This window comes from Methylosinus sp. PW1, from assembly GCF_000745215.1.
In the GTDB taxonomy this organism is placed as follows: domain Bacteria; phylum Pseudomonadota; class Alphaproteobacteria; order Rhizobiales; family Beijerinckiaceae; genus Methylosinus.
Window position 1 is genome coordinate 511,861 of sequence record NZ_JQNK01000009.1, and the last position, 19,094, is coordinate 530,954.

The following is a 19,094-nucleotide window of genomic DNA, read 5'->3' on the forward strand; positions in this document are numbered from 1 at the left end:
ACGCTCGCGCCTCGCTCCACGCAATCCCCTACCCTCTCGCTCGGCAAGCCCCATGTTCGCCCAAGACAAGCTCGACCTCATTCTGCGTCGTCACGAGGAGATCGCCGACAGGCTCAGCTCCGGGCCGGACGCCGCGAGCTTCGTCGCGCTCTCGCGCGAGCTCGCTTCACTCGACGATGTCGTCGCCAAGATCAAAATCTATCGCGCGACGCTCGCCGAGATCGCCGGCGCCGGCGAGATGCTCGCCGATCCGGCGATCGATCCGGCCATGCGCGAGTTCGTCGAAGGCGAGCTCGATGTCGCGCAGGAAGCGCTGACCAGCGCCGAGCATGAGCTGAAGCTCGCTCTGCTGCCGAAAGATTCCGCCGATGAGAAGGGCGTCATCCTCGAGGTGCGCGCCGGCACGGGCGGCGATGAGGCCGCGCTCTTCGCCGGCGATCTCTTCCGCGCCTATCAGCGCTACGCCGGCGTCAAAGGCTGGAGCGTCGAGATTCTCTCCGCCAGCGAAGGCGCGCTCGGCGGCTATAAGGAGATCGTCGCCGAGATCGCCGGCCGCGGCGTCTATGCGAAGCTGAAATTCGAGTCGGGCGTGCATCGCGTGCAGCGCGTGCCGGCGACGGAGACGCAGGGACGCATTCACACATCGGCGGCGACGGTCGCCGTGCTGCCGCAGGCCCAGGATGTCGATGTCGCCATAGACGACAAGGATCTCAACATAGAGACGATGCGCTCCGGCGGCGCCGGCGGCCAGCATGTCAACAAGACCGAATCGGCGATCCGCATCACGCATATTCCATCCGGCATCGTCGTGATGATGCAGGAGGAGCGCTCGCAGCATCGCAACAAGGCCAAGGCGATGGAGGTGCTGCGCTCGCGGCTCTATGACGCAGAACGCCAGCGCCTGGACAATGCGCGCGCCGCCGACCGCAAGGCGCAGGTCGGCTCGGGCGATCGCTCTGAGCGCATCCGCACCTATAATTTTCCGCAAGGGCGCGTCACCGACCATCGCATCAATCTGACGCTCTACAAGCTCGATCGCGTGATGGAAGGCGAGATGGACGAGATTTTCGACGCGCTGACGACGGATCATCAGGCCAAGCTGCTCGCGCAGAGCGAGGAGTGATCCGCAGGGTGCGAGGACGCACATCCGCGAGCCGTCGCGCTTCGTAAGTTCGGGACGTTCACGAGAGACGTGAACGACACCGAGCCACGGAGCGCAAAAATGTCCAAGAAACTCCTCGCCGCCGGCCTGCTGGCCGCCACTCTCGCCGCCTCGACCTTCACCGCCTCCACCGCTCAGGCGGACCCCTATTGGCGTCACGGTCATCACGGCCACTACTGGGGCGGCGTCGCCGCGGCGGGCGCGCTGACCGCGCTGACCCTCGGCGCCATCGCCGCCTCCGAGGCGCCCAGCAATTGCTACATCGCCCGCCGCCCGGTGACCGATGATTGGGGCAATGTCCTCTACTTCCGCCGCATGCGCGTCTGCGAGTGAGCCGGCGCGGATGAGCGAGCCCGAAAAGGCGCGGCCCTTCGATCTCGAAGCGGCCGCGCCTCTCGACCGGAAAGATTCTAGCGCGCCCTCTCTCCCGCCCGCTCGCTCAAGCGGCGATAGAGCGTGCTGCGATGCACGCCGAGAATGCGCGCCGCCTTGCTGAAATTGCCATCGCAGGCGTCGAGCGCCGCGCGCATCGCCGACAGCTCGGCGTCGCGCAGACGGTGCTCCGCGAGACGCGCGGAGGGCGGCTCGAAGCATATGTCCTGCAGCTCCCAGGGACAATCGGTCGGCCGCGCGCGGCAGGCGCCGGGCGTGTTGGCGAGGCCGTAATAGCGCCGTCCGTCGGTCCCGATGATCTCCCCCATTTGCGGCCCGGCTCGCAGCGGCTCGAACAGCTCCTCCAATCGCGCCACATCGAGCGCGCACCAATCGCGCTGCACGAAGGAGAGTCCGCGGCGATTGGCGGCGATGAGGCGTCTGTCCTCGTCGAAAGCGAGCAGGCCCTCGCGCGGCGCGCCGACGACGGCCGGATCAGTGTGGAAGCGCAGCAATGTGGCCGCCGCGAAAGCGCCGCCGCCGAAGAAACGATGCTCGATCTGCTCCGCCGCGAAGCGCGCCAGCCCCAGCGCATGCACGCGCTGCACGGCGGCGTGAGCGGCGAGCGCCAGCGCGCCGACGACGACGCCGCGCGGATCGACGATGGGCGCCGCCGCGCCGCTCAAAATATTATGGCTCTCGTAGAAATGCTCGCCGCCATGCACGGCCGTGGCCCGCCGCTCGGCCAGCGCCGCGCCGATGGCGTTGGTGCCGGCGGCGGCCTCGCTCCAGAGCGCGCCCGGCTTCAGCGCGATTTCCGCCGCCTGGCCAGCGAAGCCGATATCCCCGATGGCGTCGACCACCATGCCCTGGGCGTCGGCGAGAATGACGATCGCGCCCGTCTCATGCGCCTCAGCGTTCAGCGCGTCGAGCTCGGGCCGGCACAAGCGCCGCAGCCGCTCGTGCCGCGCGAGAAACATCTGCAGCTCGGTCCGCTCGAGCGGCGCGACGCGCGACGGCCGGGCGGCGTCGAGGCCGAGCTCGGCGCAGCGCAGCCAGGAGCGCAGGATCGGCTGTTTCAGCTCGACTGTCGGCAGCTCGCCGCGACCGAAGAATTTATCACGCGCCGCCTCCGTCAGGCTGGCGGAATAGAGGGGCATTTGAGACGCCTTTTCACGGCCGCCCGATCACGCGGCGGCGGCGGCCGAACCGTCGCCGGGCCGACCGCCGCTCTTTATTATGAGAACGCACCCACTTTGTGCACCGCACAAATTGTCGCAGGCGCCTGCTATCCCCGCGATCAGAAAGAGAAAATCGTTCCCGCGACGAGCGCGTTGGTCCTCACCCCCTGCCCCAGCAGATTATGGGAGACCGAGCGTATGAACTCGCTCTGGAAGGTGACCCAATCGGTGAAGCGATATTTCACGAAGCCGATCGTCGAGGCGTTTGCGGAGACGAGCGCTCCATCGCCGAGCCGGCCCGGATAATCGGCGAGATTGGCGTCGAGATAGCTGACGCCATAGCTGCCGCCGAAGGTCAGGCGCTCGAAGAGCGTGTAGCCGCCCTGCGCGTAATAGCCGGAGGATTTGCGCCGCTCGCCGTCATAGCCGACGCCGTCGAAATAGAGCCCCGTCGTGCCGAGGCCGACGCCCTTATAGCCATAGCCGACCAGAGTCACAGGGCCGACGTCGAGCCGCCCGCCGGCGTCTATCGCCATGGAGCGCACGCCGGCGCCGCGCGGCAGCAATATGGCGTCGCCGGATTCGACGCGATGCCGCTGGGTGAGGCCGGAGGTCCACAGTGTGAGCTTCATCCCCGGCGCGAGCTCGCCGACATATTTGACGCGCGCTTGAAAGCCCGGCTGGTCATGCCCGGTCATGACGCCCGAATAGGGAAGCACGCCGGCCGCCGACACATAGGAGCCGGCGTTGTCGAATTGCTGATAGGGCGAGAAGGCGCCGACCGAGACGGTGACGCCGTGGAAATCCGGCGTCGTATAGGTGAGCTGCGGAATCCAATCCGCATAGACATAGCCGAAGCCGATGCGGCCGAGGCTGGTGTTGGAGGGGCTCGCGTTGGCGGCGATGGTGCCGGCGCCGAACAGCGTGAAATCGTTGAGAATGGCGTCTGCGGCGAAGAGGCCGAGATCGCGGCCGACCTTCAGCGAGCCCAAATCCGGCGAGCTGATCTCGCCGAACACCTGGCGCAGATCGACGCCCGGCGTGCCGAGCGCCACCGAGGCGCCGGAGCTGTTGCCGTTGAGCAGGCCGACGCGAATATTATTGCCGCCGGCGTAGAGGCCGAGCGAGAAAGAGACCTTATAGCCCTCCTGCTCGGTCGAGAGATTGAGCGCCAGAGCGCTCGGCAGCAGGCCGGAGCGAATGGCGGAGGAATTATTATAGAGGCTGCCGCCGCCGAGCCCGCCGGCGATGCTCGCCGTTCCGGCCTGCTTGAACTGCTCGGTCGCGAAAAAGGCGAGCTGGCCCGAGATGCGAACGTCGACCGCGCCGACGCGCGCGCCGATCCCTTTATCGAGCCGCGTGATGTAGCGATCCGAAGGCGTCGCGACCGGCTGCGCGGCATGACTCACGACAGCCGCGCGGGCCGGCGCGGCGATCTCGGCCGCATGGCGCGCCTTGAGCTTGCGATATTCGCCCTTGGTGAGAATTCCCTTGGCCTTCAGCTGGTCGAGCAGCTGGTCGGTGGTGTCGGCGCGCGCCGCTCCAGTACAAATCGCAATAAAGGCAAGTCCTGCCGCCATCAGATTCGCCGCATCGAGCCGCATTGGGCGCGGAGCGGCCGCATCGCCGGTTCCTGTCATTGGCGTTTCCGTTTTTTTTCTTGAAAAGTCCCGGCCGCCCTTCGAAGAGACGGCCGGGAAAGTTAGGGAGGATTGAGTGAGCCGCTCGTCATCGACCCAGCGGCGCGGGCCTCTTTCCCTGGGAAGGAAAGTCCGGTGACGGCGCGACCGGGCGCCGCCGCTCGCAAGAGCAGCGCGACGAGATCGGACCGAAATTGTGGGGGAGGCTGCGGCATGACCGCCATTCGCAAGGAAAGGCGTGTCGAAATGCGGCAGATGAACGATCGAGCTCTTTCGATCAGCTAAAGTGTCGTCTCGACTTCAAGCACAGCTCCCGATCTATGCTCGCCTCGCAAGAGGAGAGCGTCGTATTTCTCGGGATGATTAGGCGCGACGCGGCGCACAATGGCAATTAGAACCGCTCGAAATCGCCTCATAATTGTCACGCTATCGGCTTTGTAGCGGAAACGACTGACGCAGCCTGCGACAGTCGCGCTCTATTCGATGCAAAATGCGACAGCGCGACAATATGCGCGGCGCGTGGGACGCGGCACGATGTCGCGCACCCCACGCCAAAACAATGGACTATGGAAACATATTGCGCCGCAGCGCGCGCCGGCTCAGTGCCGGAAATGGCGCACGCCGGTCAGCACCATGGCGAGGCCGGCCTCATCGGCGGCGGCTATGACGTCCTTGTCATTGACCGAGCCGCCCGGCTGAATGACCGCCGTCGCGCCGGCCGAGGCCGCCGCCAGCAGCCCGTCCGGAAAGGGGAAGAAAGCGTCGGACGCGACCACCGAGCCGACCGCGAAGCTCTCGCGCACGCCGGCCTCGCGCGCCGCCTCCTCCGCCTTGAAAGCCGCCGTGCGCGAAGAATCGACGCGCGACATCTGCCCCGCCCCGACGCCCACCGTCGCGAGATCGCGCGCATAGACGATGGCGTTGGACTTCACATGCTTGGCGACGCGGAAGGCGAATTTCAAATCCGCCAGCTCCTTTTCCGTCGGCGCGCGCTTCGTCACGACGGAAAGCGTCAGATCATCGACGACGCTATTGTCGCGCGACTGCGCCAGAAAGCCCCCCGAGACGCTGCGGAAGGTGAGCCCGCCCGCGCGCGGATCGGGCAGGCCGCCGGCGAGCAGAAGGCGCAAATTCTTCCTCGCGGCGATGATGGAGATCGCCTCCTCGTCCGCATCCGGCGCGATGATGACCTCGGTGAAAATCTTCACGATCTCGCTCGCCGCCTCGGCGTCGAGCTTGCGATTGACCGCGACAATGCCGCCGAAGGCCGAGACGGAATCGCAGCGCAGCGCCTTGCGATAGGCCTCGGCGAGGCTCGCGCCCTCGGCGACGCCGCAAGGGTTGGAATGCTTGATAATGGCCACCGCCGCCGTGCGCGCGGGATCGAACTCCGCGACGAGCTCATAGGCCGCGTCGGTGTCGTTGACATTATTGTAGGAGAGCTGCTTGCCCTGGGCCTGCTTCGCCGTGGCGACGCCGAAGCGCTTTTCTCCCGTCAGATAGAATCCGGCGCTCTGATGCGGATTCTCGCCATAGCGCATGGGCTCGGACAAATGGCCGCCGATGGCGCGCCAGGGCGGGGTCGCCTCGCCGAGCGCGCCGGCCAGCCAATTGGAGATCGCCGCGTCATAGGCGGCCGTGCGGGCGTAGGCCTTTTGCGCGAGGCGCCTTCGCGTCGTCAGAGTGGCGGCGCCGGCATTGGCGGAAAGTTCGGCCAGAAACCCATCATAATCGGCGGGCTCGACCAGCACGGCGACATCATCGTGATTCTTGGCGGCGGCGCGGATCATCGCCGGCCCGCCAATGTCGATATTCTCGACGCAAGTCTCGAAGGGCGCGCCTTTGGCCAGCGTCGCCTCGAAGGGATAGAGATTGACGACGAGCAGATCGATCTGCGGAATGTCATGGGCGAGCATGGCCGCCTCGTGCTCGGGATTCTCGCGGATCGCCAGCAGGCCGCCATGCACCTTGGGATGCAGCGTCTTGAGGCGCCCGTCCATCATCTCGGGAAAGCCGGTGACATCCGCTATATCGCGCACCGAAAGGCCCGCATCGGCGAGCGCCTTGCGCGTGCCGCCGGTGGAGATCAGCTCGACGCCCAGCGCAGCGAGAGCCGTCGCCAGCTCGACGAGCCCCGTCTTGTCCGAGACGGACAGCAGAGCTCTCGTGATACGGCGCAGATCGACCGGCATTCAGGTCCCTCTTTGTGGAGCGAAGACGTCGCAGGGAAAGGATATCGCCCGGCGCTTAGCATAGATCGCCGGGGGGAGAAACCAATGCGCGCCGACCGCGCAGGGCGACCGGGTGAAGGTTTCCTCATCCTGAGGAGCCGCGAAGCGGCGTCTCGAAGGACGAGGAAGCCTTCATGCGCGGCCATCTGGAGCCCCTCGTGCTTCGAGACGGCTCCTGCGGAGCCTCCTCAGCATGAGGGGAAGGATTGCTGTCCTTCACCTGATCGCTCTGAGCCTACAGCGCCATCAGGGTGAGGCCCCACCGGCGGAGGCAGGACCGAGAAAGGAATTTAGTCCGGTCTCGTCAAGGGGTTTTCCTTCGCGCCCCCGCGTGATAATCTAGTCAGTGTGACCAGATCGGCCCGACCCACTCCGCCAAAGCCGCCGCGCCCGCCGAGCCATTGGGCGCTGCAGGACGCCAAGGCGCGCTTCAGCGAGCTGGTGCGCCGCGTCCGCAGCGAGGGGCCGCAGCACGTCACCATTCATGGACGCGACGAGGTGGTCGTCGTCGCCGCCGATGAGTTTCGTCGCCTCGAGGGCGAGCGAACCGGCGAGGCCCTGATCGCCGCCATGCAGTCCTCGCCCTACCGCGACATCGATATCGAGCCGAAGCGCGAGCGGGCGCCGGTGCGCGACGTCGAGCTGTGACGGGCTGGCTGCTCGACACGAATATTCTCTCGGAGCTGCGCCGCCCCAGACCCGAAGCAAAGGTCGTCGCCTTCATCGCCGCACAGCCGCTCGATCGGCTCTATGTCAGCACCGTCACGCTCGCCGAGATTCGCTTCGGCATCGAGCTCGTCGAAGACGCGACGCGCCGCGCCGAGCTCGGCGACTGGCTGACGCACAGAGTGCGGCCGATGTTCGAGCGGCGCGTGCTGCCCGTGAGCGAGGACGTGATCCTCAAATGGCGGCTGCTCGTCGAGGACGGCCGCAAATCCAGACACACATTCTCGCAACCGGACTTGTTCATTGCGGCGACAGCGCTGCATCACGGCCTGACAGTGGTGACGCGCGACGCCGCCGAATTCGCGCGGGCGCGCGCGCCAGTGCTCGATCCGTGGCGGTGAGGCGACCTTTTCGCGCCTGACTTTGCAACGTGCAAACTGTTGATCGGCTGGGAATCGATGGGAGCGCGGAAGGTTTTGATTTTCGTACATGACAAGTTCGTCTGATTACTTCCATCTACGCCGAACACAAACAGACGAAGATAGCAGACTCCGCACCCGCATGGAGATCATCACAGGTGCTGCCGTTTGTTGAACGACTGATCGGTGCGCGCATACATTTGTGTGCGGCGCCCGTCATCATGTACGAAGAAACTATAGACTCCAAACTCGCCGGTCTCCTGGAAAATGACGCCATACTCGATGTCTGGTCCCAGCGAGTGAAGCCTGATGACCTCGATCTCCGCGTCTCGATAGGTGAGATCGACGCCAAGCGCAGAACGGTCGGGGTACTCGTAGCCCGCCCAGTATGCATAGTAGAGCCGCATTGCGTCTTGGATGCGTCGGCGCAGCGTGGCGTCCTTCACCCCCCGAACGACGTCGCGCAGCACCGTGAACTCCTCGTCGCTGAACAGCGGATGATGGCTAGAGTGCTCGGCGCGTCGCCGCAGGTAAATCAGCATGCGGCTGATATCCAGGTAACGCTCGACGAGTTGGTCGTTCGCCAAGTGGTCGTGCGCCTCCCCGTATGGCACGAAGTGGCGCACGTTGAGCAGATCGAAGTCTGGGAACCGGGGGAACTTCACAACGAGGGCGGCTTCGTCGGTGCGTAGCCGCTCCTCGTTTCCTTGAACCTCTCGTTCGTGTTCCCAGGCACGCTGATAAGTCCGAACCATGAGGTCAGGGTCGACGCCAATTAGGATGTTCGCGATCTCGCGCCTTAACAGGTCCAGGTGCCTGATCTCCGCCTCGTTGCAATCTTCCGCCAGCTGAACCAACCGGGGATCGGGCGCAGCCGGCTTCGGCTTGCTGAACAAACCCATAAAGCCCTCCTTGCGAGCCTACTAAGAGTCCTTGGGCGGCGCGGGTTTCCTTGGCCACCTCGCGTCCATCAAAGGCGCGGCTTTCGCGTGTGTGGCAAGAAAGTTCCTGAACCGTCGATATGAAGCCCGCGGCAGCCCTTCGAGAGCATTTCTTTTCGAAACTCGTGAATTTCGATAATTCGTCGCACGGATTCGCATGACCCGCTACTATAGAATCGCCCCCTCCTCGCGGCCGCAACTCAGACGTCATCCCAAACTTTCAAGACGCTCGGGCGTCTTGGCGTGGGTGGCCGGGACAAGCCCGGCCAAGACGGCCTCCTGGTCCTTCGATACGCCACGCTCCAACGACAGCCCCCGCTGGCGCATTCGACCGCGAGCGCCCTTCCCTTTGTCCAAGGGCGCCGTCCTGGCCGGGCTTGTCCCGGCCATCCACGCCTCGCAGCTGCGGCAGCGTGGAGGAAAAACGCTTTACGTGCACGTGACGAACGACTGCTCGACGAGCGGTTGGCGCGATCTCTTCGAGGAGCTCGCCCGATAGGATGGAAGCGGCGTGGCGTGGATGGCCGGGACGAGCCCGGCCAAGACGGCCTCCTGGAAAAATGAGAGGATCGAATGGCGAAGCCATCCGCTCCTCACCCCTCCTCCACCCGCGAGAACGACCACCGCAAATGCGCGTCCTTCACGCCGCGCCCATCCACAACGATCTGCGCGCTCTTGCGCGCTGTCGCCGGGCCGGCGAAGAAGACGCTCTCTTCCACGCTCACATCGGCGTTGGCCTCGAAGACGAGATCGACGCCGAGGCTGCGCAGCAGCACCTTGCGCTTGCCCGCCGCGCTCGCCTGCACATTGGGATGCAGATGGAAGCGCAGCACGAAATTCTCGGCGCGGGCGCCGTGGCGCAGCGCGATGAGGCGGTCGTCGCCGAGCAGCTGCGAGCCGTCATGCGCCAGCGCCAGCCGGCGCTCGTGCAATAGGCCGAGCTCGCGCGCATAGCCATCGTGCGAAAGCTCGAGCTCATGGCTCGTGTCGGTGGCGCGGCGCGACGCCTTTACTTGCGCGGGACCGGCGACGATGCGCTCCTCCGGCCGGCCGCGCCCCGGCCGCGCCTCTATGCGGCAGGAGGAGCGATCCTCGACGACGAGGGTGGAATGCGCCGCCGTCGAGCGCGCGACGCGGCGCAGCGCGTCGGAGCCGGCGGGCGGCGCGCCGCAATTGACGACGATGCGCTCGGCGCCGATCGAAAATTCGAAGGAGAGGCAGCCGGCGTGGGCCGCGCCGGAGAAGACCAGCGGCGGCGGCGCGCCGGCGTCGATGACGACCGCGGCCGCGCCCGCCTGCAGCCGCCGATAGCCCGAATGCGGCGCGTCGAGAATGGGCGCGCCGCCGGAGTCGGCATGGGCGAGGATCGTCGCCAGACGATCCGGCGGCGCGCGGCCCATTCCGTTGAACAGCGCCAGCGAGCCGTCGCCATGCTTCAGCACGCGCAGAAAGGAGATCATCGCCGCGATGGAGGCGGTGAGCCGCTCCGGCGGCCGGCGACCGCGCGCGGCATAGGCTTGGCGCAGCGGCAAGAGATCGAGCAGCAGCTCCACCGGCGTATCGGGATTGCGGCCGATATGGCCGCCGTCCGGCAGTATTTGGCGAAACAGCTCGGCGTCCAGCAAAGCGGTGGCGCGCATCTCGAATTTGCGGCCGGCGTCGGCGCAGACGCCGAAAGCGGCGAGCGCCACGGCGCAGAGCAGCCGGTCCGAGGCGCGCCGCTCCGAGCCCATGGCGCGCAGCAGAAAGCGAATATTGCGCGCCAGCGCGCGCATGAAACGCTCGTAGAAATCTTGATCGGCGCCCTCGAGCAGGATCGGCGATTGCGCCAGAAAGGACAGCGTGCGGCGCGCGACGATGCGCGGCTCATAGGCGGGATCGTCCACGAAATCGGTGCGCGTGCGCAAAAATTCGTCGACCAGCGCGCGGGCGTTGGCGCGTGCGAGCGCGCGATCGGCGGCGCGCAAATGGCGCAGCCAGGAGAAGCCGGCGAGCGAGCGCCGCCAGGCGACGGAGGGCGGCGCGATGGAGAAGGGCGAGCGCCCATTGGTCTCGACGACCTTGCCGTCGAAAGAGAAATAGCCGGCGTAGATTTCATCCGCGACGGTGGGATCGGCGGTGCGAATGTCCTGCGGCGCCACATAGAGCCGCTCCGGCGCGCGAACGCCCATGGCCTGCACGGCGTAATAAGGCCCGCGCACGGCGCGCGCGAATGAGGCGACGCCGCGCGCGGCGGCGTTCGCCAATCGCTGTCCAGAGCCTTTGGCCGTCTCGCTCAGAGCGTCCTCCTCGCGCTCCGCGATCTCGTGCGGAGCAAAGCGAATCATGATCGGGATGACACGAATCGTAAAAGCAGGAAAGCGGCGGATGCGATCCCTCGCCTTACGTCAGTCCCGCCGCACGAGCCGCGCGGCGAAGAAGCCGTCGAGCCCGGCGAGGCGCGCGTCCTCATTCGGCCAATAGGATGGCAGCGTGCGCAAATCGCCGTCCGGCGTCACGAATTCCGCCGGCACGCGATCTGCTGCGGCGTCGATGGGCGCGCGGCGCATTTCGGGATGACGGCGCAGAAAGCTCGCGATCTGCGCCTCGCCCTCCTCCGGCTCCAGCGAGCAGGTGCAATAGACGAGGCGCCCGCCCGGCCGCAGCAGGGAAGCGGCGCGCTCCAATATGCGCGATTGCAGCGCGACGAGGGAATCGAGATCGCCGGGCTTCTTGATCCAGGGCACGTCGGGATGACGACGGACCGTCCCCGTCGCCGAGCAAGGCGCGTCGAGCAGAATGGCGTCGAAGGGACGCGCGGCGGCATAAGAGGCGGCGTCGCCCACCGCTATGTCCGCGTGCAGGCGGACGCGCTGCAGATTGGCGGCGAGCAGCTTCAGCCGCTCGGCGGAGCGATCGAGCGCCGTCACCTGCGCGCGGGCGAGAGCGAGCTGCGCAGTCTTGCCGCCGGGCGCGGCGCACATGTCGAGCACGCGCTCCTCCGGCTCGACGGCGAGCAGCCGCGCCGGCAGAGCGGCGGCGGCGTCCTGCACCCACCATTCGCCCTCCGCATAGGCGTCGAGCTCCGCGATGGGCGTGCGCGCGCGCAGACGCACCGAGCCGGTCGGCAGCACGATTCCATCGAGGCGCTGCGCCCAGCCTTCGGCGTCCGATTTCACCGTGAGGTCGATCGGCGGCTCTTGCATATGCATGGCGGCGATGGCGCGCGCCTGCGCCTCGCCGAAGGATTTGATCCAGCGCTGCGCGAGCCAGGCGGGCGTGTCGAGATCGAGCGGATCGGCGCCGAGAAACTCCTCGCGCCGGCGAATGAGATTGCGCAGCACGCCATTCACCAGGCCGGCGAAGGGCGCGGTCTTCGGCTCGAGCCGGACCGCGCGCACGGCGAGATCGACGGCGGCGTGATCGGGAACGTCAAGAAAGAGGATTTGCGCCGCCGCGGCGACGAGCGGCCATTCGAGCCGCGCGGCCTGCTTGGGCAGGCCCTTCTCCAGCAGAAGCGCGAGCGCATGGCGAATGGCGCCGAGCCGGCGAACGCCCACATAGGCGATGGAGCGCGCGAGCGCGATGTCGCGCGGCTCCATTCCCGCGAGCCGGTACGGAACCGCCTGCGGAGAAAAGCGTTCGTCCAGCCGGTGGCCGCCTTGCGCGACGTCGGCGATCACATTGGCCGCGGCGATGCGCGCCTGCAGCCCCGGCACTTGTGCGGCCTCGGCCTCGCGCGCGGCGTCCGCCGGAAGGAAGCCGGCCCGCGCCTTGGCCTTGGCGGAGAAAGGTCTATTGTCTCGCATTCACACCTTCGACGCGGATCGAATCGTCGTTTATATCACATACGGAGCTGGCCCGAGGCGAGCGCCGATCGCGCGCCCGAGAACCAGCTCTTGTCGGGAGAGTTTCCCGGGCCAGTTTCCCGGGAGCGTCGCGTTCCGAGGAGGATGAATGGACGAAGCTCAGACACGCTCGGAACGCGCCGCGGCCGAGCGGACCCTTCCGCCGGAAGCGCAACGCGCGCTGGCGGAAGCCGAGGAGCGCCGCGAGCGCCAGAGTCGTGATCGCATCTCGCCGCAGCGTGAGCTCGGCGGCCGCGGCGGACTCGACCCCGCTCGCTACGGCGATTGGGAGAGCAAAGGAATAGCCAGCGACTTCTGAACGCCCGGCCCGAGCCCATGCTCGGGACGGGCGCGACGAGCGCCGCCCACGGCGCTTTGAACAATTCGAGGACCCTTGATGTTGGAAAAGCTCGTGGCCTGGTGTCTGCGCCGGCCCTGGACGGTCGTCATCGTCACGCTCGCGCTCACCGTCGCCGGCGCCTATCTGACCGCCACGCGTTTCGCCATCGACACGGATACAGCGCATCTCTTCTCGCCCGAGGTTCCCTGGCGCGCCAATGAGACGCGCCTCTACAGAGCTTTTCCGCAGATCGACGACATCATCGTGGCGGTCATCGACGCCAAGACCAGCGAGCAGGCGGAAAAAAGCGCCAATGAGCTGCGTGAGGCGCTGACCGGCAAGCCGCTCATGTCCCGAGTCTGGCGCCCGGACGATAATAAATATTTTCGTGACAATGGCATTCTCTTCCTCGGCGTCGACGAGATTCGCCGCGACATGAACTCGCTCGTCGCGCAGCGCGAGTTTCTGCAGCCGCTGGCGGAAGACCCCAGCCTGCGCGGCCTGTCGGACGCTCTGCTGTTCGGCCTCAAGCAGGTGGCGACGAGCGAGCGCGGCCTCGCCTCCTTCGCCAAGGGCCTCGATAATTTCACCGACGCTTTCGACGCCGTGCTCGCCGGCAAGCCGGCCAAGGTCTCCTGGGAGAAGCTGCTTTCCGGCGGCCGCGAGCCGGAGGCGCCCTCGGTCGGCCCCAGCGCGGAGCCGCGCCGCATCGTGCTCATCAAGCCGATCATCGACTATTCGGCGCTCGAGCCCGGCCATGAGGCGGTGCAGATCATCCGCGACACGGCGAAATCGCTCGGCCTCGTCCCCGACAAGGGCGTCACCGTGCGGCTGACCGGGCAAGTGCCGCTGGCGGATGAGGAATTCGCCACCGTCGCCGAGAACACCGGGCTGAATGTCTCGGCCACGCTGGCGGTGGTGACGCTCATTCTCTGGGCGGCGCTGCGCTCCAAGCGGCTCATCTTCGCCGTGCTGCTGACGATCATCGCCGGCCTCGCCATGACCTCGGGCCTCGGCATAGCGCTGATCGGCCGCTTCAATCTCATCTCGGTCGCCTTCGCGGTTCTGTTCATCGGCCTCGGCGTCGATTTCGGCATTCAGTTCGCCACGCGCTATCGCGAGGAGCGCCACAATGTCGACGATCTGCCGCAAGCTCTGCTGGCGGCGACGCGCGGCATCGGCTGGTCGCTGACGCTCGCCGCCGTCTCGCTGCTCGCCGGCTTCTTCTGCTTTCTGCCGACAGAGTTTCTCGGCGTGGCCGAGCTCGGCCTCATCGCCGGCCTCGGCATGATCATCGCCTATCTGGCGACGCTCACCTTCCTGCCGGCGCTGATCCGCATTCTCGGCCCCAAGGCGGAGACGGCGCCGGTGGAGACCGCCTCACTGGCCGCCGTCGATCATTGGATCGCCCGCCATCGCGTGCTGGTGCTGGTCGCGACGGCGATCGTCGTGCTCGCCGGCGCGCCCTTCCTGCTGCATCTGCACTTCGACTCCAATCCGATGAATCTGCGCGATCAGACCGTCGAATCGGTCGCGACCTTCCTCGATCTCTCCAAAAATCCGCAGACCGCGCCCAATAAGATCGAGGCGCTCGCGCCGTCCCTGCCGGCGGCGCGCGAGCTGGCCAAAAGGATCGCCGCTTTGCCGGAGGTCGATCATGTGACGACGATCGACCAGCTGATTCCGGCCGATCAGGACGAGAAGCTGCCGCTGCTCGAGAACGCAGCCAATCAGCTGCGCAAGATTCTCGATCCGACGGTCAAGCCCGAGCCGAGCGACGAGGAGGTGAAGAAAGCCCTCGCCCGCGCCGCCAAGACGATCCGCAAGGCCGGCTCCGCGCCCAAGGCGCCGGCCGGCCTCGTCCGCTTCGCCGATTCGCTGGATGCGCTGGTCAAGGCCAGCCCGGAGATTCGCAAGGAGGCGCAGATCGCCGCTCTCTCCGATCTCGAGCGCCTCTTCGGCGAGTTGCGCAGAGCGCTCGCCGCGCAGAAGATCACGCCCGACTCGCTGCCGGAGGATCTACGCTCGGAATGGATCTCCGCCGATGGCGAGGTGCGCGTCGAGGTGACGCCCAAGGGCGACAGCAATGATCGCGAGGTGATGACCCGCTTCGCCGAGGCGGTGCAGACGCTCGCGCCTGACGCCGGCGGCCCGCCGGTGATCGTCGCCGAGGCCGGCAAGACGGTCGTCGACGCCTTTCTGCAGGCCGGCGTGCTCGCCTTCGTGGCCATATTCCTGATTCTCGTCGTCGCGCTGCGGCGGGCGAGCGACGTCGCGCTCACGCTCGGCCCGCTCGTGCTCGCGGGAATCATGAGCCTCGAGGCGGCCGATCTGCTCGGCTTGTCGCTCAACTTCGCCAATATCATCGCGCTGCCGCTGATGTTCGGCGTCGGCGTCGCCTTCCACATCTATTACGTCATCGCCTGGCGCAAGGGCGTCTCGGACATGCTCGCCTCGAGCTTGACGCGCGCCATCTTCTTCAGCGCGCTCACCACGGGCACGGCCTTCGGCAGCCTGTTCCTGTCGAGCCATCCGGGAACGGCCAGCATGGGCGCATTGCTCGCCATCTCGCTGTTCTTCACTTTGCTCGCCGCCTTCATCATCGTGCCGGCCTTCCTCGGCCCGCCGCGGATGGAGGAGGAGGCGGAGGCGATCGGCGGTCCGCGGGAGGGCGCCCTCGGCGCGAGCGAAGCGACCGAGCGGCCGGCTTCGCCTGTGCGGCCGCCACGCGGCGTGATAGGCTCGGAGCCATGATGAAGAAGGCGGCTTTTTCCCTGCTTCTCGCCCTCGCTTCCGCCGTGCCTGCGGCCGCGGCTCCCGCGGAGGCGGCCCGCGCCCCCGCCGCGCCGACCGAGCCGATCTATGGGGTGTGGATTCGCGGCGGACATCAGCAGAAGCTCGAATTCTTCGATTGCGACGGCAAGCTCTGCGCGCGCGGCGTGTTTCCGCCGCCCCCGCCCGGCCAGCAGCCCATGCTGATTCTGCGCCATGCGGCGCGGACCGAGGCCAATCGCTGGAAAGGCGATCTCTTCAATCCAGAGAACGGCAAAATCTATATCGGGATCATCACTTTGGACAGCCCGACGCAGCTCACGCTCACCGGCTGCCTGATCGCCTTCTTGTGTCAGAGCGAAAGCTGGAGCAAAGTGCCGGGCGAGCCGGCGCCTTCCCAAAAGACGCCGACGCCGCGACGAAGAAATTAACAATCCGTAACTTGACCATAACGATCCCGCCTCGCAGGGTCGAGCGGAGCCGCGGCGACGGAATCGGTGGTTTCGGCGGCTCTTCCACGCGCCCTCGCGGGGCCATTTTCGCGGGGTCCAGTGGGATCGGCGCTTTTTATCGAATCGCGCCGGTGGAAAATTCACGCGCCCGCTATGACGGCGGCGCTCATTGGTCTAGGCCCTGTCCAAGGGTCCCGCGCTCGCCCGGGCGCGGATGCGGATAGAACGGAATTGTCCTTGTCTCCGAGACGACGACCACGGCCGCCCTTGTTCCTCGGTCGCGCCGCGGCGCTCGCCGCCGCGACGGCCCTCTCCGGCTGCGTGCTGGATTGGGAAAAGCCGGACGCCACGATCGAGACCCCGCCCGCCTTCAAGGCGGCCAAGCCTGCGCGCTCGGCCGCGCCGATTCGCGCGGCCAAGGAATGGTCGCAGGGTTTCCGCTCGCCGGAGCTGACCCGCCTCGTCGAAAAGGCGCTGGAGCAAAATCTGGACATCGCCGCCGCGGTGGCGCGCATCCAGCAGGCGGACGCGACCGCGCGGATCAACAGCTCCCCGCTGTGGCCTTCGCTGACGATGAACGACATAGCGCGGCGCACGCAGACGCCGGCGACCATCACCAGCGCGACGAGCACCAGCGCCTCGACCAGCGCCACGACGACGACCGGCGCGGCCAGCTCCACGGCGCTGCGCACGCGCCGCGCCAATTTCTTGCAGCTGCAGCTCGACGCCAGCTATGAGATCGACTTCTGGGGCAAGAATCAGGACGCCTCCAACGCCGCGCGGCTGCTCGCCGACGCCAGCCGCTTCGATCGCGACGTGGTCGAGATTTCCACCATCGCCTCGGTGGTGAACGCCTATTTTCAGGTGCTGACGGCGGAAGACCGGCTGCGCATCGCCCACAACAACATCAAGATCGCCGAGACGGTGCTGAAGGCCATCAAGGCCCGGCTCGACGTCGGCACCGCCACGGCGCTCGACTTTTCGCAGCAGGATTCGGTCGTGGCGCAGCAGCGCGCCTCCGTGCCGCCGTTGGAGCAGACCTTGCGCCAGACGAAGAACACGCTGGCCGTGCTGCTCGGCGTCCCGCCGGAGAGCGCCGTCATCAAGGGCGGCTCGCTGACCCGGCTCAGCTTCCCGAAAGTCTCGCCCGGCCTGCCCTCTGAGCTGCTGCTGCGCCGCCCTGATATCGCAGAGGCCGAGGCCAAGCTCGAATCCGCCGAATTCTCGGTGCTGCAGGCGCGCGCCTCCTTCTTCCCGTCGATCAAGATCACCGGCTATTACGGCGTGCAGAGCGTCGCGATGCGCACGCTGTTCCGACCGGAGGCGATCGCCTGGCAGATCGCCGGCAATCTGACGCAGCCGCTCTTCGACGGCTATAATCTGCAGGGCCAATATCTGCTGCAGCAGGGCAAGTTCGCCGAGCTGGCGCAGGCTTACAAAAAACAAATTTTGACGGCCTTCTCGGACGTCGAGAATGCGCTCATCGCCATACAGGAGACGTCTCGCCAGCTGAAGCTGCAGGGCGAGGCGGCGGCCGCGGCGCGGCGGGCCTATGAGGTGGCCGAAGCGCGGCTGCGCGAGGGAACGATCGACATCATCACCCTCTCGACCACGGAGACGACCTTGTTCCAGACCGAGGACGCTTTGGCCGTGGTTCGGCTCGCCTATTTCCAGGCCGCCACCAGCCTCTATCAGGCGCTCGGCGGCGGCTGGTCCGGCGCGACGCGCGCGCTCGAGATCGCCGCCGAGGACGGCGCCTATGAGTCGGACAAGGGTCCCTGGCCGTGAAACCGCCGCTCTCCTGGCCGGCCGGCTGGCGCGCGAAGCGGCCGTCGCCGCCGGTCGCGCTGGGGGTAATCGCCGCGCTCGCGGCCGGCTATTACGTCGCCCGTCCCTGGATCTTCGGCGATGGAGCGAAAGAGGCGGGCGCGGTGTCGGGCGGCAAGCGCGATGGGCGCCGCCGCAGCCTGGATGGTCCCGTCTCCATAACGGCGACGCCGGTACGGATCGCCGATGTGCCGGTGACGATCGACGCCGTCGGCACGGCGCAGGCGCTCAACACGGTCACTGTCCGCACGCAGGTCGACGGAAGGCTCATCAAGCTCGGCTTCGACGAGGGGCAGAGCGTCAAGAAGGGCGATATTGTCGCCCTCATCGATCCGACGCTCTATCAGGCCGCCTATGACCAGGCCGTCGCCAAAAAGGCGCAGGACGAGGCCAATCTCGCCAACGCCCGAGTCGATGTGACGCGCTATAAGAAGCTCGCGGCGAGCAATTTCGGCTCGCAGCAGCAATATGCGACGCAGGAGTCGCTCGTCACCCAGCTCGAGGCGCAAATCCGCGCCGATCAAGGCGCGATCGACAACGCCAAGGCGACGCTGGATTACGCCACCATACGCTCGCCGATCGACGGACGCACCGGCATAAGGCTCGTGGACGTCGGCAATATTCTGCACAGCTCGGATGCGACCGGCATCGTCGTCATCACCCAGCTGCAGCCGATCTATGTCGTCTTCACCGTGCCGCAGCAGTTTCTGCCCGCGGTGCAGAAGGCGCAGGCCCGCGCCCCCGCCCCGGCGTCCGCCCTCGGCCCGGACAATTCCAGCGTGCTGGAAACAGGCGTGGTGACGGTGATCGACAATCAGATCGATCAGACCACCGGCACGGTGAAGATAAAGGCGACCTTCGAGAACAAGAGCCTCGCGCTCTGGCCGGGCCAGTTCGTCAACGTCCGGTTGACGGTCGATGTGCTACATGACGCGCATGTGGTCCCGAGCGCGGCCATCCAGCGCGGCCCCAATGGCGCCTTCGTCTATGCGCTGAACGAGGATGAGACCGTCTCGATGCGGGCGGTCTCGGTCGGACGGCAGGACGAGGTTCAGGCGGTGGTCGTCTCCGGCCTCGAGCCGGGCGAGAAAGTGGCGACGACCGGCTTCTCGCGGCTCGTCGACGGATCGCAGGTGAGAGTGATGGAGCCGACGGCCGATCGCGGCGCGGATGCTGCGAAGCGTCCGCGCAAGGAACATAAGAGCGAGGCCGGAGGCGAGAAGCGCGGCGACGTCGGCGGCCCGCCGAAACAGAGGTGACGCTC

Annotated in this window: 15 protein-coding genes; 9 read left to right on the forward strand and 6 right to left on the reverse strand. The window is 66.8% G+C overall.

What is annotated here, in order from left to right:
• Window positions 1–52 precede the first annotated feature (52 nt).
• Window positions 53–1,123, forward strand: a complete 1,071-nt coding sequence (prfA, locus tag K369_RS11740) for a peptide chain release factor 1 (RefSeq protein WP_036291381.1) — start codon at window positions 53–55, stop codon at window positions 1,121–1,123.
• Between the two features lie 99 nt (window positions 1,124–1,222).
• Window positions 1,223–1,495 carry a hypothetical protein gene (locus K369_RS11745; protein WP_036291384.1) on the forward strand — a complete coding sequence of 91 codons (273 nt, stop codon included), beginning with the start codon at window positions 1,223–1,225 and terminating at the stop codon, window positions 1,493–1,495.
• A gap of 77 nt (window positions 1,496–1,572) precedes the next feature.
• On the opposite strand, the gene K369_RS11750 is transcribed toward K369_RS11745, so the two are convergent.
• The 3 genes from K369_RS11750 to purH form a co-directional block, all read right to left on the reverse strand.
• The gene (locus K369_RS11750; protein ID WP_036291385.1) at window positions 1,573–2,694 is read right to left on the reverse strand and encodes a helix-turn-helix domain-containing protein; all 1,122 of its coding nucleotides are present in this window, start codon (window positions 2,692–2,694) and stop codon (window positions 1,573–1,575) included.
• Between the two features lie 140 nt (window positions 2,695–2,834).
• Complete coding sequence (locus K369_RS11755; RefSeq protein WP_245278180.1) at window positions 2,835–4,355, reverse strand: porin; 1,521 nt, start codon at window positions 4,353–4,355, stop codon at window positions 2,835–2,837.
• 599 nt (window positions 4,356–4,954) lie between these two features.
• Complete coding sequence (purH, locus tag K369_RS11760; RefSeq protein ID WP_036291386.1) at window positions 4,955–6,547, reverse strand: bifunctional phosphoribosylaminoimidazolecarboxamide formyltransferase/IMP cyclohydrolase; 1,593 nt, start codon at window positions 6,545–6,547, stop codon at window positions 4,955–4,957.
• Between the two features lie 387 nt (window positions 6,548–6,934).
• Between purH and K369_RS11765 the strand changes: the two genes are divergently transcribed.
• Together K369_RS11765 and K369_RS11770 are read left to right on the forward strand one after the other, a co-directional pair.
• Entirely contained in the window at window positions 6,935–7,234 is a 300-nt protein-coding gene (locus K369_RS11765) for a type II toxin-antitoxin system Phd/YefM family antitoxin (protein WP_026598970.1), read from the forward strand.
• Window positions 7,231–7,653: a type II toxin-antitoxin system VapC family toxin gene (locus K369_RS11770; RefSeq protein ID WP_036291389.1), complete on the forward strand. Its 423-nt coding sequence runs from the start codon at window positions 7,231–7,233 to the stop codon at window positions 7,651–7,653. Before K369_RS11765 ends, K369_RS11770 begins: the two co-directional genes overlap by 4 nt.
• A 170-nt stretch (window positions 7,654–7,823) precedes the next feature.
• On the opposite strand, the gene K369_RS11775 is transcribed toward K369_RS11770, so the two are convergent.
• The 3 genes from K369_RS11775 to K369_RS11790 form a co-directional block, all read right to left on the reverse strand.
• The gene (locus K369_RS11775) at window positions 7,824–8,573 is read right to left on the reverse strand and encodes a hypothetical protein (RefSeq protein ID WP_036291391.1); all 750 of its coding nucleotides are present in this window, start codon (window positions 8,571–8,573) and stop codon (window positions 7,824–7,826) included.
• A gap of 632 nt (window positions 8,574–9,205) precedes the next feature.
• The gene (locus K369_RS11785) at window positions 9,206–10,939 is read right to left on the reverse strand and encodes a heparinase II/III family protein (RefSeq protein ID WP_036291396.1); all 1,734 of its coding nucleotides are present in this window, start codon (window positions 10,937–10,939) and stop codon (window positions 9,206–9,208) included.
• A 60-nt stretch (window positions 10,940–10,999) separates the two neighbouring features.
• A complete protein-coding gene (locus K369_RS11790) occupies window positions 11,000–12,400 on the reverse strand; it encodes an RsmB/NOP family class I SAM-dependent RNA methyltransferase (RefSeq protein WP_036291398.1) in 1,401 nt (466 codons plus the stop codon).
• Between the two features lie 148 nt (window positions 12,401–12,548).
• Here K369_RS11790 and K369_RS11795 point away from each other — a divergent pair, with 148 nt between their 5' ends.
• From K369_RS11795 to K369_RS11815, 5 genes are all read left to right on the forward strand, one after another.
• A complete protein-coding gene (locus tag K369_RS11795) occupies window positions 12,549–12,758 on the forward strand; it encodes a DUF1674 domain-containing protein (protein ID WP_036291400.1) in 210 nt (69 codons plus the stop codon).
• A 78-nt stretch (window positions 12,759–12,836) separates the two neighbouring features.
• Window positions 12,837–15,533, forward strand: coding sequence for an MMPL family transporter (locus tag K369_RS11800; protein ID WP_036291402.1), 2,697 nt, complete (start codon window positions 12,837–12,839; stop codon window positions 15,531–15,533).
• Entirely contained in the window at window positions 15,530–15,982 is a 453-nt protein-coding gene (locus K369_RS11805; protein WP_245278181.1) for a DUF2147 domain-containing protein, read from the forward strand. Before K369_RS11800 ends, K369_RS11805 begins: the two co-directional genes overlap by 4 nt.
• A gap of 288 nt (window positions 15,983–16,270) precedes the next feature.
• On the forward strand, window positions 16,271–17,791 hold the full coding sequence (locus tag K369_RS11810; protein WP_051949230.1) for an efflux transporter outer membrane subunit: 1,521 nt from the start codon (window positions 16,271–16,273) through the stop codon (window positions 17,789–17,791).
• A complete protein-coding gene (locus tag K369_RS11815) occupies window positions 17,788–19,089 on the forward strand; it encodes an efflux RND transporter periplasmic adaptor subunit (RefSeq protein WP_051949231.1) in 1,302 nt (433 codons plus the stop codon). The genes K369_RS11810 and K369_RS11815 overlap by 4 nt, the downstream gene beginning before the upstream one ends.
• Window positions 19,090–19,094: the final 5 nt, after the last annotated feature.